Raw genomic sequence first — 14,497 nt, forward strand, 5'->3', positions numbered from 1 at the left:
CAGGGGGAGACTCTATGGGCGGCAAGCGATTGGCACTGGCGATGATGATGGCGTGCGCGGGCGTCGCGATTGCACCGCCGCTTTCACATGCGCGGACCGCACCCGCCCAAGTGGTGAAAATCGACAAGGCGCGGATCGACGCCGCGCTTCAGGCGATGGTCGCCGACGGTCGCGCCGCCGGCACGTCGGCCTTGATCTGGCAGGACGGGCGCGAGGTCTATTTTGGCGCGGCGGGCATGGCCGACAGCGCGGCGAAGCGCCCGATGCGCCGCGATGCGATCGTTCAGATCTATTCGATGACCAAGCCCGTCACTGGCGTCGCGCTGATGCAGCTGTGGGAGGCTGGAAAATTCCGCCTCGACGATCCGCTCGCCAAATATCTACCTGAATATGCGGATATGCGCGTCTATGCGGGCAAGGATGCGGCGGGTCGGCCGCAGACTGTGGCGGCTGCGCGCCCGATCAGCGTGCGCGACATAATGCGTCACACGGCGGGCTTCGCCTATGGCGCGGGGCCGACGCCCGCGCACGACGCCTATGTCGCCGCCGACCCGCTTGCGCTGACGATCCCGCTATCCGAGGCGAGCAGGCGCCTCGCCACAGTGCCGTTGCTCTATCAGCCGGGCGCGCAGTGGGAATATAGCATCGCGGTCGATGTGCAGGCGGCACTTGTCGAGAAACTGTCGGGTGAGCGCTTCGCCGACTATGTTCGCGCCAATATTTTGCAGCCGCTGGGGATGGCCGACACCGCGTGGCGCCAGCCCGATGCGCGGCTGGCGCGCTTCGCGGCGATGAATGTGAAGAAGGAGGGCAAGCTGGTTCAGCAATCGGCGGCCGAGGCGCAGACGCTGAATTTTCGCGATCATGCGCTGACTCCCGGCGGCTTCGGCCTCGCTTCGACGCTTGACGATTATTCGCGTTTCGCGCGTATGCTGCTGGGCAAGGGCGAACTCGACGGCGTGCGCATTCTCAAATCCTCCACGGTCCAGCTGATGGCGACCGATCAGCTCGATCCCGCCATCACCGAGCGCGCATGGTTGCCGAGCAAGGGCGCGGTCGGCTTCGGCTTCGATTTCGCGGTACGCAAGTCACCACCGCAAAGTCCGGAAGAGAATCGCGGTGCGACCGGCGAGTATTTCTGGGACGGCGCCGCTTCGACCCTGTTCTGGGTCGATCCGGCCAACAAGCTGACCGCGGTCTTCTTCGTCCAGACGATGCCTTATGACGGCACGCTCCACCGCGATTTCCGGGCGGCGGTCTACGGACCGGATTATCGGGGACCCGCGGGCGACTAGATTTGTCATATATCGGTCATCGACACGCGCTTGAGCGGGTCCGAGGAGTTTCCGATGTCGCAGACCGATAAACGCCGCCTGCTCGCCGAAGGCCTCGCCGCGGGCGAGGACGATGCCGCGCTCCATGCGCGGCTCGTCGCCGCCGGTGTGTCGGCGGCGGCGGCAAAATATGAGGTCGACCGGCTGGCGAAGGACCCGATGGCAGCGATGCTGCGGCGGCAGGCTGCCCGCACGGCGAAGCAGGGCTGGCTGCTCGACAACCAGCAGCGGCTCGCGCTCGAAGCCGATGGCGGCTTTGCGCTCGATACGCTGGAGCGGCCCGATCCCGATCATTTCTATCGCCATTATTATGAGGCGAACCGGCCGGCCAAGATCGCCGGGCTCGTCGAGCGTTGGCCCGCACTGGCGCGCTGGTCGCTCGACCATTTCGCACGGGTTTCGGGCGACGCGATCGTCGAGGCGCAGGTCGAGCGCGAAAGCGATCCCGATTATGAGCTTGCAAAGGACGACCACCGCCGCCTCGTCCGCTTCGTCGACCTGATCGACTGGCTCCGCAAGGACGAAGCGAGCAACGACATATACCTCACCGCCTATAACAGCGGGGCTAACGCCGCGGCGCTGGCGCCCTTGTGGGACGATATGGCACCGATCGACCTGCTTGACGGGACGCGGACGCGCGACGGCTTTTTCTGGCTGGGCCCGAAGGGCACGCTTACGCCCTGGCACCACGATCTCACCAACAACCTGCTCGTGCAGGTGGTCGGACGCAAGCGGGTGCGGATGGCGCCGCCCTGGGCGTTCGCGCGGATGCGCAACAGCCGCCACTGTTTCTCCGACTGGGGCAATGACGTGCTGCCGGCCGGTACTGGCGATACGGGGACGCCGCCGGTACTCGAAACGATCATCGGTCCCGGCGAGGCGATTTTCCTGCCCGTCGGCTGGTGGCATCAGGTCGAAGCGCTCGACCTGTCGGCGAGCATGAGCTTTACCAGCTTCCGCCGCCCCAATGCACATGTCGAGGATTATGCCTCTTACGGTGCCATAGGTTGACCGATTTTCCCGAGCGATCCAATAGGTTTGAAAAGGGGTTCACCCCGGGGTCTCTCGAAGACGGCACGGCGGCCCTGGTGCTCTCCGGTGGCCTGTGGATCGCCGGCTAACGGCAGATATCAGGGGCTGGTTCACTTCCGTCCGATCGTCGGCGAGCAGGGCAAGCCCCGAAGCTGTCATATACAGCAATCCACGCGGCCAAAGGCGTTCGACGATGCGGTGTGCCGGGGATGATGGAGCGCGCGCAGTTCGAGCCCGCGCTGGAACCGTCTCGTCTCGACGCCGCCGACCGCGCCATGCAGGTCGGTGGCGGCATCGGATACCCGCGCCCCAAACCCCTCCAACATATGTATCGACACCACCCGCACCTTAGCGTGGCGGCTACGCGGTCATTCCAAAGGTCAGGAAAGGTCAGCCTTGTGCAGCCCCCATTTGTCGCGCTCGGCGGTGAGGCCGCGTCCGGTTCGTGCGCGCATCCATAAGCCGGGAAACGCATGCTTTTGCCGACATGGAGAAAGAGCCGGGACGAAGGCTGGCACGGCTGGATAATGTAGGAAAGGCCTTTTTTGCAGGCGTCGGATTTGGGGACCTCACGCCATCAGCCCCTCCGTCAGCGCTGCGCGCTGCCACCTCCCCATGGCTTCGCCACAGGGAGGAGCGAACGGCAGTTTGCCGTCGCTGTGCGAAGTTGTCTGATACGCAGCGTCCATGTCCCGTCGATGCAGGTCCTTCCCCCTTACCGGCATGGGTCTCCCGCATATTTTTCCGGATCCTGTCACGCGCCGCAGCTTGCTTGACCAAAAGTTTCAGGTTGCTACTCATCTTCGACATAAAGAAAGCAACGATTCCCGGAGATGATGCCCGATGCACCCCTCAGTCCACGCGCGTAGCAATCCTGACAAAGCCGCGATCATTGTCGCCGAGACCGGCGAGACGATCAGCTATGGCGAACTCGACGCGGCGTCGAACCGCGCCGCGCAGCTCTTCCGCTCGCACGGGCTGGGCCATGAGGATGTCGTCGCCTTCATGCTCGACAACACGCCGCATTATTATGGCCTGACCTGGGGCGCACAGCGCGCGGGGCTCCGCTATGTCTGCATTTCGTCGCGACTGACGCAGGACGAGACCGACTATATCCTCGACAATTCGGGCGCGAAAATCCTTGTCGTTTCGGCGAGCCTTGCCGCCGCGGCGCAGCAGTTGACCACAGGGATCAAACGATTCGTCATGGGCGGCGAAATTCCGGGCTACGCAAGCTGGGAGGATGCCGTTGCCGCCATGCCCGCGACGCCCGCCGCCGACGAGCGCGCCGGGGTCGATATGCTCTATTCGTCGGGGACCACGGGGCGTCCCAAGGGCGTGCGCGTGCCGCTGCCCGAAGATCCCGCGATCGATGCGGCGAACAGTCTCGTCATGCTTGCGTCCGCCGTCTTTCAGATCGATTCGGACAGCATCTACCTGTCGCCCGCGCCGCTCTATCACGCGGCGCCGCTGCGCTGGTCGATGACGATTCACCGGTTGGGCGGCACGGTCGTGCTGATGAAGAAGTTCGACCCCGAAGCGGCGCTGGCGCATATCGAGAAATATCGCGTGAATTCGAGCCAGTGGGTGCCGACGCATTTCGTGCGGATGCTCAAGCTGCCCGATGAGGTCCGCATCCGCTACGACACCTCGTCGCTGAAGGTCGCGATCCACGCGGCGGCGCCGTGCCCGGTGCCGGTGAAGCAGGCGATGATCGACTGGTGGGGACCGGTGCTCTTTGAATATTATGCCGGGTCCGAAGGCAATGGCATGACCTTCATCTCCAGCACCGACTGGCTGACGCACCGGGGCAGCGTCGGGCGTCCGATCCTTGGCACCGTGCATATCATGGGCGAGGACAATGAGACCGAGCTTGGCGCAGGTGAGGAAGGCACGGTTTTCTTCGAGAGCGAGAATGTTTTCGAATATCACGGCGATGACGAAAAGACAGCGTCGAGCCGCAATTCAAAGGGTTGGTCGACGCTCGGCGATGTCGGCAAGCTGGACGCCGAAGGCTTTCTCTACCTGACCGACCGCAAGAGCTTCATGATCATTTCGGGCGGGGTGAACATCTATCCGCAGGAAATCGAAAATCATCTCGTCACTCATCCCAAGGTCGCCGACGTCGCGGTGGTCGGCGGTCCGCATGAGGAGATGGGCGAGGAGGTTATCGCGGTGATCCAGCCCGCCGACATGGCCGAGGCAGGCGAGGCGTTGCGTGACGAACTCATCGCCTTTGCGCGCGAGAAGCTGTCGGGGGTGAAGATCCCGCGCCGGATCGACTTCCTCGAAGCGCTGCCGCGCCACGACACGGGCAAGCTCTACAAGCGGCTGCTGCGCGACCAATATTGGGAGAAAGCGAAGGCGGAGGCCTGAGTATGGCCGCGCGCGTCGAATTTTTCTTCGACCTCTCTTCGCCCTGGACGTGTCTCGCGTTCCACAATCTGCCGGCTGTGCTCGATCAGACGGGTGCGACCGCGATCTACCGGCCGATCCTTGTCGGCGGGGTGTTCAACGCGGTGAACCCGGCCGTCTATGCGGCGCGCGAGCAGGCCGATAACCGGCGGCTCCAGCATAGCTGGAAGATTTTGAAGGACTGGGCGCGGCTCGCGGAGGTTCCGATGAATTTCCCGTCGAAGTGGCATCCCGCGAAAAGCATCGCCGCGATGCGTTTCTGCTGTGCGCTCGAAGGGGATCAGGCCGCGCTCGTACGGTTCGCGCGCGGCGCTTTTGCGAGCTATTTCGACCGGCAGGAGAATCTCGACGATCCCGCCGTGCTCGCCGCGGTCGCCGATGCCGAGGGCCTCGACGGCGCCGCGCTCGTCGCCGCCGCCGCCAGCGACTCGGTCAAGGCGCGGCTGCGCGCGAATACCGATGAAGTCATCGCGCGCGGCGGCTATGGGTCGCCGACGATCTTCGTCGATCGCGACGATATGTATTTCGGCAACGACCAGCTTCCGCTCGTCGAAGCCGCCTTGAAGCGCTGAAAGGGACGCTCCCGTGAAAGACCGCATTTCGATTACCATGCTGGAAGGCGGCATTGCCGACGTCCGGCTGATCCGCTCCGACAAGATGAACGCGCTCGACCCGGCGATGTGGGAAGCGCTCGCCGAGGCGGTCGACCGGCTCAAGGCGACCGCGGGCCTGCGCGTCGTCGTGCTGTCGGGCGAGGGGCGCGCTTTCTGTGCCGGGCTCGACCTCTCCAGCCTCTCGGGCGATCGCGACCCGGGCGCGAGCAGCGCGGGCGGCAGCTTGGCCGAGCGCACGAAGGGCATCGCAAACAATGCCCAATATGCTGCATGGGGCTGGCGCGAACTGCCGGTGCCAGTGATCGCTGCGGTGCACGGCGTCGCGTTCGGGGCGGGGAGCCAGATCATGGCCGCGGCCGACATCCGCATCGTCCACCCCGACACGCGCATCGCGATCATGGAGATGCGCTGGGGCCTCGTCCCCGACGTTGCGGGCATGGCGCTGTGGCGCACGCAGGTCGCCGACGATGTGCTGCGCGAGTTGATCTATACCAACCGCGAATTCAACGGTTCGGAGGCGAAGCTGCTCGGCTTCGCAACGCATGTTTCCGACGACCCGCTGGCGAAGGCGATGGAACTGGCCGCGGTGATTGCCGACAAGAATCCGCACGCGATCCGCGGGGCGAAGCGGCTGTGCAATATGCTGGCCGACGCGAGCGATGCCGAAATATTGCAGGCCGAGAGCGACGAGCAGGTGAAGGTCATCCGCACGCCCAACCAGATGGAGGCGGTGATGGCGGGAATGCAGAAGCGCAAGCCGAATTTCGTCGACTAGAGCAGGGTCAGGAATCGCGCCGCATTGTCCCAGTCGCGCTTGTTCGCCGCGCGCGCCTTTTGCGCTTCGCTGTCGGCGCCCCAGCGGCGTTCCTGATAAAGATCGTCGAGGCTGACCGCCTGCCACACGGTGTCGGCGTCATAGGCTTCGGCGAGCAGCGCGAGGCCGGCGACGAGCGAGCCGCCGATGGTCGTCAGCGGCGTCAGCGCGGTGATGCGCCATTGGTCCTGCGCGAACACCGCATCCTGCAGCGCCGCGACGGTCGCCTGGGGCTGGTCGACTGGCAGCACGCCCTGCGTCAGTGTAAATTCGATGGCGTACCGTGCTTCGGCCCAGGCAAGCAGGGGGTTCCATGCCGCCGCCTGTTCGGCCTGCAACGCCGCATCGCGGGCGTCGCGGTAGCAGAAGAGGTCGCCCGCGGCATAGGCCGCGACCGGCGCGGCAAAGGCGGCGAGGTCGCGCGCGGCGAGGTCGATCGCCGCGTTGGCGAGCCCGGTCATCGGCATCGCGCCGGGATCGATCGTTTCGCCGACGTCGCGCCATTCGGCGGCAATCGCCTCGGCCAGCGCAATGCTGCCGACCGCCAGCGGCGCGCGCTGCGGCGTGCGCACCGGCCGGCCGTCGAGCGCAATCCCCCAGCCGCCGTCATCCCGGGCGACGGCGACCTCTTTCCAGAAGCGCTTCACAGATCTTTGGGCGAGCGCCAGCGGCGCGCGAGAAGCAAAGGCATCACCGCGAAATCGAATGCGCCGACCAGCACGATCGCCGTGCCGATCCAGCGATCGGTCGGCTGGCCCGCCAGGGCAAAACCGCCGCTGATCAGGATGAACCCGATCGCGACGAAAGCCGCGCCCATCAGGCGCATCAGGTTGAGCGCAAAAAAGCGTTTCCTGGCGAGCGCATCATCGATTTGGTTCATGCGCCTTCCCTATCGCTGCCGAGGTGGCGCATCAACTGCGCGAGCGCGCCATGGCCGGTCGCCTCCAAGCCCGCGACGACCCTGTCACGTTCATCGGCGGACTTGTTCTGCGACAGCTTGATCGTCGGGCGCCAGGCGGCGATCCGCATTTCGAAGCCGACTATGGCGCCGGTCATCTTGCCGAACAGCGCGGGGTTCATCTTGTCGCGCGTCCATGGCGGGTCGGCGCCCACGCGCGTTTCATGCCGGGCGGACAATGTGTGGAGCTGCGCAACCAGTTCGGTGTCGTCCAGTCTGCGCGCTACGCCTTCCATTTCGACCGCGACATAATTCCATGTCGGCACCTGGTCGGCGTCGGCGTACCAGCTCGCGCTGACATAGGCGTCGGGGCCCTGCACGACGGCGAGCGCGGTTGCGCCATCGAGGTGGCGGGTGAGCGCATTGCCGCGTGCGAGGTGGAATTGCAGCGCCCGCCCGTCGTCGCTCAGCACCACCGGCGCATGCGCGACGCGCGGTCCGTCGGGGGTCGCTGCAAAGATCGCGGCAAAGCCGATTTCGCGCACCAGCAGTTCGGCGAGGTCGCCCTGCTTTGGCCGAAAGGCGCTGTTCGGGTGCATCAGCGCGGCCGAGCGGGGCGGGGTTGCGGTTTCTTGGTGCCGGGCTTGCGGTTCGCGGGTTTGCCGCTCTTCGCCTTCGGTTTGCCGACATGGTCGGTGGGCTTGCTCGTCGCGGTGCGGCCGCGTCGTTCGCCCCGCCTCGCCTTGCGGATCGCCTTGCTATGCGCCTTTGCCGCGGCTTTCTCGGCGGCCTTGGGCGAGGGGCCCTTGGCAAGATCGTCGACGCCGACCTCGCCGAGCAGCGGGTCGAAGCCGAGCGCATCGAGGCTCGCGGCGAAATGCTCGGGCACCTCGGCGCTGATGTCGATCGCGCCGCCGTCGGGGTGGTCGATGCGCAGGCGGCGGCTGTGCAAGTGCATCTTGCGGCTGATCGTCCCGGTCAGGAAGGCACTCTTGCCGCCATATTTGCCGTCGCCGACGATCGGATGTCCGATCGCAGCCATATGGACGCGCAACTGGTGCGTGCGTCCGGTCAGCGGTTGCAGTTCGACCCACGCGGCGCTGTTGCCTGCGCGCTCGATGACGCGGTAGCGCGTCTTCGACGCGAGGCCGCTGTCATGGACATGCATCTTCTCGCCGCCCGACCCCGGTTGCTTGGCGAGCGGCAGGTCGATTTCGCCTTGCGCGATATCGGGCACGCCGACGACGATCGCCCAATAGGTCTTGCGCGCGCTGCGGTTCGAAAAGCTCTTCGCGAAATAGGCCGCGGCGCGCGGGGTGCGCGCGATCAGCAACGCTCCCGACGTATCCTTGTCGAGCCGATGGACGAGCTTGGGGCGTGTCGGCCCGTCGAACTTCAGCGCGTCGAGCAAGCCGTCGACGTGGCTCTCGGTCTTGGTGCCGCCTTGCGTCGCGAGTCCCGGCAGCTTGTTGAGCACGATCGCGCTCGCGTCGCGGTGGATCATCATCCCGGTCGCAAGTTCGATGTCGGCGTCGGTCAGCGGTCGCCCCTTTCGCGCTGGTCGCGCTTCGGCCTCGACCGGCGGGATCGGCATGACCAGCTTTTGCCCGGCCGCGATCCGGTCGGACACGTCGGCCTTCTTGCCGTCGAGCGTGAGTTGCCCCGAGCGCGCCCAACGCGCGAGCAGCGCGTGCGGCGTACCCTCGCGGTGGCGCTTGAACCAGCGGTCGAGGCGGATGCCGTCATCCTCCTCGGCGATCGTCGCGCCGTCGAGCCTGGTCTTCGGCTCGCTCATGCCGGCACCTGCCGTATGACGAACAGGCCGAGCCCGCAGGCGGCGATCGCGCCGATCACCGATGCGAGGACATAGGCGGCCGCCTGAGCATTTTGACCGCGTTCGAAAAGCATCCAGAATTCCATGCTGAAAGAGGAAAAGGTAGTGAAGCCGCCGAGGATTCCGACACCGATAAACAGGCGCGCAGTCTCGCCCCCATCGCTGCTCCGCGCAAGTGCGCCGATCAACAGCCCCATCAGGAGACCGCCGGCGATATTGATCGACAGCGTCCACCACGGGAAGCCGGGGCCGAGCCGCGCAAGCATCGCCTGGCCAACCAGATGGCGGGCGCCGGCGCCGATCGCGCCGCCGATCATGACGGGAAACAGGCTGTTCATATGGCTCGCCCTAGCCGGAAACTGCGGCGAGGCATAGCGGGTGCGTCGCTGGGGGCGGCCTGACGCTAAGCGTCGGGCCAAGTCAGCGCGGTAGCCGGCCGTTCATGCGCCGCGCGCCAGTCGGCGGGCCGCACAAAATCGCCTTGCCAGATCCCGCGCCGCTTCGCCCGAGCCTCGGCCTCTTCGATCCTGTAGGCATCGCCGGTCGCGACCGCGCCGCCGAGCCGCACCATCTCGGCCCCGATGTCGATGCCGCCGGGCAGGGGGCGGGTGCGGCAGGCGGCAAGCGTGCGGTCGTACCGATCCTTTGCGGCGATTTCGCAGGTGAGGGGACCGTCGCCCGCAATCTTTACCAGCATCGCGCGCGCCTCGCGGCCGCACGGCCAGCGAGTCGCATCGGCGCGCCCGCAATCCTGCAGATATTCGGCAGCGTCGATATCTGTCAGGCGGATGGTCAGCGTGGCGCCATCGTGCCGCACGGTCAGGCTGTCGCCATCGATGATGTGGACGAGCGGGAGGGTCGCAACGGGCGCGGGGAACCACGACCATGCGGCCAGCGCGAAAACCGCGAGCACCAACAGTGCGGCCAGCGATCGCAAGCGCCGGCGCCAACGCATGCGGCTGAGGGGAGACGGGCAGCGGATCATGGCCCCCGAGTGCGCGAGGAGCCGCCGGATTGGCAAGCCCGAATAAAAAGTTGACGAAGAGAACAAACCATGTCCAAAATGGATCATATCGGCCCGGCCCGCATGCTGCCGACCCGGACAGGTCATGTGCTTGGGTCCGGATTGGCGGCAAAGAGGAGCGAACAAAAAGTGAATGGTGCCGGAATGACGACATAGTTACGCCAAGGTGGAGCGATGGAAACGGGGGACTCGGCATGATGGACCAGAAGGTGCAAATCGACTTTGATGGGATGACGGTCCCCGAAGGCGGTTTTTATTCGGGCGAAGTGTGGGCCGGCCCCCGAAGGGGCGATCAAATCCCGGGAGCCGTCGCGTCGCCGCTACTGGTGGTCGGCAGCCGGTCCGACTTGCCGGATATGGCTCTCCTCCCTGACATACGCGTCGCGGCGACGCTCGCGGCGTCGGATGCGGGGGGGCATATCCGGCAGTCCGATACGCTCGACATCATATGGCTGGCGGCGGCAGACACGATCGAGACCGACCTGCTGGCCGATATCTGCGCGGCAGTGGATGAGCGGGGTTGCAACCTGATTTGCGAAACCTCGATGGCGGGTCTCGACAGGGTTGTCGCAGCGATTCCTGCGACGTTTTCGGCGCAATTGCTGGTCGATGCCGACCCGGCGGACAAGCTCGTCGCGCTGGCGGCCGCACGGCGGACGCGGCATGCGCTGCTCCACGATATCGCGCGCGACGATGCGATGGAGCGGATCGACCGGCTGCAGGAGGAGGTCTCGCGCATTTCGCGCCTGCTCGGCGATATTGCGGGGCAGCGGGGCGGGCTTCCTGGCGCCCCCGCCGATTATGCGCCGCGCGTCGACGATCTGGCCGGTCACGCGGGGCAGGTGCGGGCCCCCGCGCGCGATTTTGCAGCGATGCCGCGCAGCTTCTTTCCCGAAGAACGTACGCTCGATCGGCAGCGAGCCAAAGCGGTGCGCCGGATGCTGCGCCAACGGCGGATGCGCGAGCAATATTTTCCGGCCGATCTGTTTGCCGACCCGGCGTGGGATATGTTGCTCGACCTCTATGCGGCGCGGCTCGAGCGCCAGCCGGTGTCGGTGTCGAGCCTTTGCATCGCGGCAGCGGTTCCCGCGACGACGGCGTTGCGCTGGATCAAGACGATGACCGACGCAGGACTGTTTCTGCGCGAAGCCGATCCGCACGACGGGCGCCGCATCTTTATCGCGCTGGCCGAGGGCGCATATGATGCGCTGGCCCGCTATTTCGAAGCGCTCGAAGAATAGGGTTGCGCTTGCCAGCAACGCCGGCTTGTGGCAGGGGCGCACCTCCCTTCGGGGGCGCTTAGCTCAGTTGGTAGAGCATCTCGTTTACACCGAGAGGGTCGGCGGTTCGAGCCCGTCAGCGCCCACCATCCTCCCGCTCCCTTCGATCGCGCGTCCGTGCAAGCAGACGCTCACGGCGCGAAACGGGCGCGTCCCATCCTAAAGGCTCTGTCGGAGCGGCGCGTCAGGAGATTGCGGGACGCGCGGATTGCCGCGCGCGCCAGACGCTCCACAGCGTGAACAGCCCCATCCCGGCCCAGACGATGTTGAGCACAGCGGAGGGGAGCGCGCCGTTATAGCCCGAATTGACGATGAAGCCGCCGGCGCCGGTCACATTCATCCACTGATAGAGATAGCCGCGTGGTTCGAGCTTGCCGAGCGACAGCAGGATATAGGCGGCAAGAATGATCGCGGCCGCGGTCCAGCCGATCACCTCGATGACGATGATCTCCGCGTTCATGCGGCCCTTCTCCAAATGAAAACGCCCGCCCCGATCGGGGGCGGGCGCTCATAGCATCAGTTATGCGCGACGTCAGGCCGCAAGCTTGCGCAGCACATAGTGCAGGATGCCGCCGTTCATATAATATTCGACCTCGTTCGCCGTATCGATGCGGCAGAGCGTATCGAAGCTGAAGGTCGATCCGTCTGGGCGGGTAACGTTGACCGTCACCGTCTGGCGCGGTTTCAGGTCCGCCACGCCGGTGATGGTGAACTGGTCGTCGCCGGTGAGGCCGAGCGTTTCGCGCGTGTCGCCACCCGTGAACTGGAGCGGCAGCACGCCCATGCCGACGAGGTTCGAGCGGTGGATGCGCTCGAAGCTCTCGACGATCACCGCGCGGACGCCGAGCAGGTTGGTGCCCTTCGCCGCCCAGTCGCGCGACGAGCCGGTGCCATATTCCTTGCCCGCAACAACCACCAGCGGAGTGCCGTCGGCCTTGTGGCGCATCGCGGCGTCATAGATCGGCATGACCTCTTCGCCATAACGCGACATGCCGCCTTCGATGCCGGGGACCATTTCATTCTTGATGCGGATGTTGGCAAAGGTGCCGCGCATCATCACGTCGTGATGGCCGCGGCGGGCGCCGTAGCTGTTGAAATCGGCCTTGCTAACCTGATGTTCCATAAGCCATTTTCCGGCGGGGCTGTCCGCCTTGATGCTGCCGGCGGGGCTGATGTGGTCGGTGGTGATGCTGTCGCCCAAAATCGCGAGCGGCTTGGCATTCACAATGTCGCTGACCGGCGCGGGGGTCATTTCCATGCCCTCGAAATAGGGCGGGTTGGCGACATAGGTCGAGCCTGCGCGCCATTGATAGGTGTCGCTGCCCTCGACATTGATCTTCTGCCAATGCTCGTCGCCCTTATAGACATGGGCGTAGCGCGCCACGAACATGTCGCGGTCGACCGCGCTTGCAATCGTGTCGGCGACTTCCTGATTGGTCGGCCAGATGTCGGCGAGGAACACGTCCTTGCCGTCCTGGTCCTGCCCGATCGGGGTGGTGGTGAAATCTTCGGTCACCGTGCCCTTCAGCGCATAGGCGACGACGAGCGGCGGCGAAGCGAGGAAGTTGGCGCGCACGTCGGGCGACACGCGGCCTTCGAAGTTGCGGTTGCCCGACAGGACCGAGGCGGCGACAATGTCGTTGCCGTTGATCGCGGCCGAAATCGGCTCGGCCAGCGGCCCCGAATTGCCGATGCAGGTGGTGCAGCCATAGCCGACGAGATTGTAGCCGACCGCGTCGAGATGCGGTTGAAGCCCCGATTTGACCAGATAGTCGGTGACCACTTGGCTTCCCGGCGCGAGCGACGTCTTGACCCACGGCTTGGGCTTCATGCCCCGCTCGTTCGCCTTTTTGGCGACGAGGCCGGCGGCGACCATCACGCCGGGGTTCGACGTGTTGGTGCAGCTGGTGATCGCGGCGATGACGACGTCGCCGTCGCCAATGTCATGATCCTTGCCCTCGACGGCGACGCGCGCGGGCTTGTCCTTGCCGTAAAGTTTTTTGAGGTCGGCGTTGAACACATCGTCGACTTCGGTGAGCACGACCTTGTCCTGCGGACGCTTTGGCCCCGCGAGGCTGGGCACGACGCTGCCCATGTCGAGCTCGAGCGTGTCGGTGAACACCGGATCGGGCATGTCGGCCGAGAGCCACAGGCCCTGCGCCTTGGCATAGGCTTCGACCAGCGCGATATTTTCGTCGCTGCGGCCGGTCAGGCGCATATAGTCGAGCGTCTTTTCGTCGATGCCGAAAAAGCCACAGGTCGCGCCATATTCGGGCGCCATATTGGCCAGCGTCGCACGGTCGGCCAGGCTGAGGGTCGACAGGCCGGGGCCATAATATTCGACGAAACGCCCGACGACGCCCTTGGCGCGCAGCATCTGCGTTGCGGTGAGCACCAGGTCGGTCGCGGTCACGCCTTCCTTCAATTTGCCGGTCAGTTTGAAGCCGACGACTTCGGGGATCAGCATCGACACTGGCTGCCCCAGCATCGCGGCTTCGGCCTCGATCCCGCCGACGCCCCAACCGAGTACGCCCAGGCCGTTAATCATCGTCGTGTGGCTGTCGGTGCCGACGCAGGTGTCGGGATAGGCGACGGTTTCGCCCGACCCATCCTCGCTCGACCATACCGCCTGCGCGATATGTTCGAGGTTGACCTGGTGGCAGATTCCGGTGCCCGGGGGGACCGCCTTGAAATTGTCGAGCGACTTCGATCCCCATTTCAGGAAGTCATAGCGTTCGCCGTTGCGATAATATTCAATCTCGACATTCTGTTCGAACGCCTTGGGATGGCCGAATTCGTCGACCATGACGCTATGGTCGATGACGAGATGGACGGGGACCAGCGGATTGATCTTCGACGTATCGCCGCCCAGCTTGGCGATCGCATCGCGCATCGCCGCCAGATCGACCACACAGGGAACGCCGGTAAAATCCTGTAGCAGCACGCGCGCGGGGCGATACTGGATTTCGCGGTTCGATTTGGGGTCCTTCTGCCAATCGACCAGCGCCTGAACATCGTCGGTCGACACGGTAAAGCCGCCATCTTCAAAGCGCAGCAGATTTTCGAGCAGCACCTTCATGCTGAACGGCAGGCGCGACACGTCGCCCAGCTTTGCCGCCGCCTTGTCGAGCGAATAATATGCGTAATTCTTGCCGCCGACGCTCAGCGTCGAGCGGGTGCCCAGCGTGTCGTTGCCCGTGGTGGTCATAGGATTGCAGTCCCCATGTTGGCGCGGCGGGGAATGACGGCCGA

Annotated in this window: 15 protein-coding genes and 1 tRNA gene; 7 read left to right on the forward strand and 9 right to left on the reverse strand. The window is 65.3% G+C overall.

The window, feature by feature from the left end; genetic code table 11:
• Nucleotides 1-14 precede the first annotated feature (14 nt).
• Nucleotides 15-1,295 carry a serine hydrolase domain-containing protein gene (locus HDC35_RS18280; protein ID WP_260397829.1) on the forward strand — a complete coding sequence of 427 codons (1,281 nt, stop codon included), beginning with the start codon at nucleotides 15-17 and terminating at the stop codon, nucleotides 1,293-1,295.
• A 54-nt stretch (nucleotides 1,296-1,349) separates the two neighbouring features.
• A complete protein-coding gene (locus HDC35_RS18285) occupies nucleotides 1,350-2,345 on the forward strand; it encodes a cupin-like domain-containing protein (RefSeq protein ID WP_184648831.1) in 996 nt (331 codons plus the stop codon).
• 176 nt (nucleotides 2,346-2,521) lie between these two features.
• Here the strand turns inward: HDC35_RS18285 and HDC35_RS18290 are convergent, their stop codons facing one another.
• The gene (locus HDC35_RS18290) at nucleotides 2,522-2,692 is read right to left on the reverse strand and encodes a hypothetical protein (RefSeq protein WP_184648832.1); all 171 of its coding nucleotides are present in this window, start codon (nucleotides 2,690-2,692) and stop codon (nucleotides 2,522-2,524) included.
• Nucleotides 2,693-3,209: 517 nt separating this feature from the next.
• On the opposite strand from HDC35_RS18290, the gene HDC35_RS18295 reads away from it, so the two are divergent.
• Genes HDC35_RS18295 through HDC35_RS18305 form a run of 3 tightly spaced genes read left to right on the forward strand, consistent with a single transcriptional unit; the run spans nucleotide 3,210 to nucleotide 6,170 of the window.
• On the forward strand, nucleotides 3,210-4,742 hold the full coding sequence (locus HDC35_RS18295) for an acyl-CoA synthetase (protein ID WP_184648833.1): 1,533 nt from the start codon (nucleotides 3,210-3,212) through the stop codon (nucleotides 4,740-4,742).
• Between the two features lie 2 nt (nucleotides 4,743-4,744).
• Nucleotides 4,745-5,353, forward strand: a complete 609-nt coding sequence (locus HDC35_RS18300; protein WP_184648834.1) for a 2-hydroxychromene-2-carboxylate isomerase — start codon at nucleotides 4,745-4,747, stop codon at nucleotides 5,351-5,353.
• A gap of 13 nt (nucleotides 5,354-5,366) precedes the next feature.
• Nucleotides 5,367-6,170: a crotonase/enoyl-CoA hydratase family protein gene (locus HDC35_RS18305; RefSeq protein ID WP_184648835.1), complete on the forward strand. Its 804-nt coding sequence runs from the start codon at nucleotides 5,367-5,369 to the stop codon at nucleotides 6,168-6,170.
• Here HDC35_RS18305 and HDC35_RS18310 read toward each other — a convergent pair.
• From HDC35_RS18310 to HDC35_RS18335, 6 genes are all read right to left on the reverse strand, one after another.
• Nucleotides 6,167-6,856 carry an ATP12 family protein gene (locus tag HDC35_RS18310; RefSeq protein ID WP_184648836.1) on the reverse strand — a complete coding sequence of 230 codons (690 nt, stop codon included), beginning with the start codon at nucleotides 6,854-6,856 and terminating at the stop codon, nucleotides 6,167-6,169. The two genes, HDC35_RS18305 and HDC35_RS18310, sit on opposite strands and share 4 nt — an antisense overlap.
• Nucleotides 6,853-7,089 (reverse strand): hypothetical protein, encoded by a 237-nt coding sequence (locus tag HDC35_RS18315; protein ID WP_184648837.1) that lies wholly within the window; start codon nucleotides 7,087-7,089, stop codon nucleotides 6,853-6,855. Before HDC35_RS18315 ends, HDC35_RS18310 begins: the two co-directional genes overlap by 4 nt.
• Nucleotides 7,086-7,706, reverse strand: coding sequence for an FMN-binding negative transcriptional regulator (locus HDC35_RS18320; RefSeq protein WP_184648838.1), 621 nt, complete (start codon nucleotides 7,704-7,706; stop codon nucleotides 7,086-7,088). Before HDC35_RS18320 ends, HDC35_RS18315 begins: the two co-directional genes overlap by 4 nt.
• Complete coding sequence (locus HDC35_RS18325; RefSeq protein ID WP_184648839.1) at nucleotides 7,706-8,902, reverse strand: RluA family pseudouridine synthase; 1,197 nt, start codon at nucleotides 8,900-8,902, stop codon at nucleotides 7,706-7,708. Before HDC35_RS18325 ends, HDC35_RS18320 begins: the two co-directional genes overlap by 1 nt.
• Nucleotides 8,899-9,279, reverse strand: coding sequence for a fluoride efflux transporter CrcB (gene crcB, locus HDC35_RS18330; RefSeq protein WP_184648840.1), 381 nt, complete (start codon nucleotides 9,277-9,279; stop codon nucleotides 8,899-8,901). The genes HDC35_RS18325 and crcB overlap by 4 nt, the downstream gene beginning before the upstream one ends.
• Before the next feature lie 65 nt (nucleotides 9,280-9,344).
• The gene (locus tag HDC35_RS18335) at nucleotides 9,345-9,878 is read right to left on the reverse strand and encodes a thermonuclease family protein (protein ID WP_184648841.1); all 534 of its coding nucleotides are present in this window, start codon (nucleotides 9,876-9,878) and stop codon (nucleotides 9,345-9,347) included.
• 281 nt (nucleotides 9,879-10,159) lie between these two features.
• Between HDC35_RS18335 and HDC35_RS18340 the strand changes: the two genes are divergently transcribed.
• Both HDC35_RS18340 and HDC35_RS18345 read left to right on the forward strand, forming a co-directional pair.
• Nucleotides 10,160-11,206 (forward strand): winged helix DNA-binding protein, encoded by a 1,047-nt coding sequence (locus HDC35_RS18340; RefSeq protein WP_184648842.1) that lies wholly within the window; start codon nucleotides 10,160-10,162, stop codon nucleotides 11,204-11,206.
• Nucleotides 11,207-11,258: 52 nt separating this feature from the next.
• Nucleotides 11,259-11,334 (forward strand) — tRNA-Val (locus HDC35_RS18345).
• Nucleotides 11,335-11,429: 95 nt separating this feature from the next.
• Here HDC35_RS18345 and HDC35_RS18350 read toward each other — a convergent pair.
• Both HDC35_RS18350 and acnA read right to left on the reverse strand, forming a co-directional pair.
• The gene (locus HDC35_RS18350) at nucleotides 11,430-11,705 is read right to left on the reverse strand and encodes a CBU_0592 family membrane protein (RefSeq protein ID WP_184648843.1); all 276 of its coding nucleotides are present in this window, start codon (nucleotides 11,703-11,705) and stop codon (nucleotides 11,430-11,432) included.
• 72 nt (nucleotides 11,706-11,777) lie between these two features.
• Entirely contained in the window at nucleotides 11,778-14,453 is a 2,676-nt protein-coding gene (acnA, locus tag HDC35_RS18355) for an aconitate hydratase AcnA (protein WP_184648844.1), read from the reverse strand.
• Nucleotides 14,454-14,497 lie beyond the last annotated feature (44 nt).

Source organism: Sphingopyxis sp. JAI128 (genome assembly GCF_014207235.1).
In the GTDB taxonomy this organism is placed as follows: domain Bacteria; phylum Pseudomonadota; class Alphaproteobacteria; order Sphingomonadales; family Sphingomonadaceae; genus Sphingopyxis.

Coding starts and splice junctions, on each gene's coding strand:
- HDC35_RS18280 (WP_260397829.1), top strand. CDS start 15: ATGGGCGGCAAGCGATTGGCACTGGCGATGATGATGGCGTGCGCGGGC.
- HDC35_RS18285 (WP_184648831.1), top strand. CDS start 1,350: ATGTCGCAGACCGATAAACGCCGCCTGCTCGCCGAAGGCCTCGCCGCG.
- HDC35_RS18290 (WP_184648832.1), bottom strand. CDS start 2,692: ATGTTGGAGGGGTTTGGGGCGCGGGTATCCGATGCCGCCACCGACCTG.
- HDC35_RS18295 (WP_184648833.1), top strand. CDS start 3,210: ATGCACCCCTCAGTCCACGCGCGTAGCAATCCTGACAAAGCCGCGATC.
- HDC35_RS18300 (WP_184648834.1), top strand. CDS start 4,745: ATGGCCGCGCGCGTCGAATTTTTCTTCGACCTCTCTTCGCCCTGGACG.
- HDC35_RS18315 (WP_184648837.1), bottom strand. CDS start 7,089: ATGAACCAAATCGATGATGCGCTCGCCAGGAAACGCTTTTTTGCGCTC.
- HDC35_RS18320 (WP_184648838.1), bottom strand. CDS start 7,706: ATGCACCCGAACAGCGCCTTTCGGCCAAAGCAGGGCGACCTCGCCGAA.
- HDC35_RS18325 (WP_184648839.1), bottom strand. CDS start 8,902: ATGAGCGAGCCGAAGACCAGGCTCGACGGCGCGACGATCGCCGAGGAG.
- crcB (WP_184648840.1), bottom strand. CDS start 9,279: ATGAACAGCCTGTTTCCCGTCATGATCGGCGGCGCGATCGGCGCCGGC.
- HDC35_RS18340 (WP_184648842.1), top strand. CDS start 10,160: ATGATGGACCAGAAGGTGCAAATCGACTTTGATGGGATGACGGTCCCC.
- HDC35_RS18350 (WP_184648843.1), bottom strand. CDS start 11,705: ATGAACGCGGAGATCATCGTCATCGAGGTGATCGGCTGGACCGCGGCC.
- acnA (WP_184648844.1), bottom strand. CDS start 14,453: ATGACCACCACGGGCAACGACACGCTGGGCACCCGCTCGACGCTGAGC.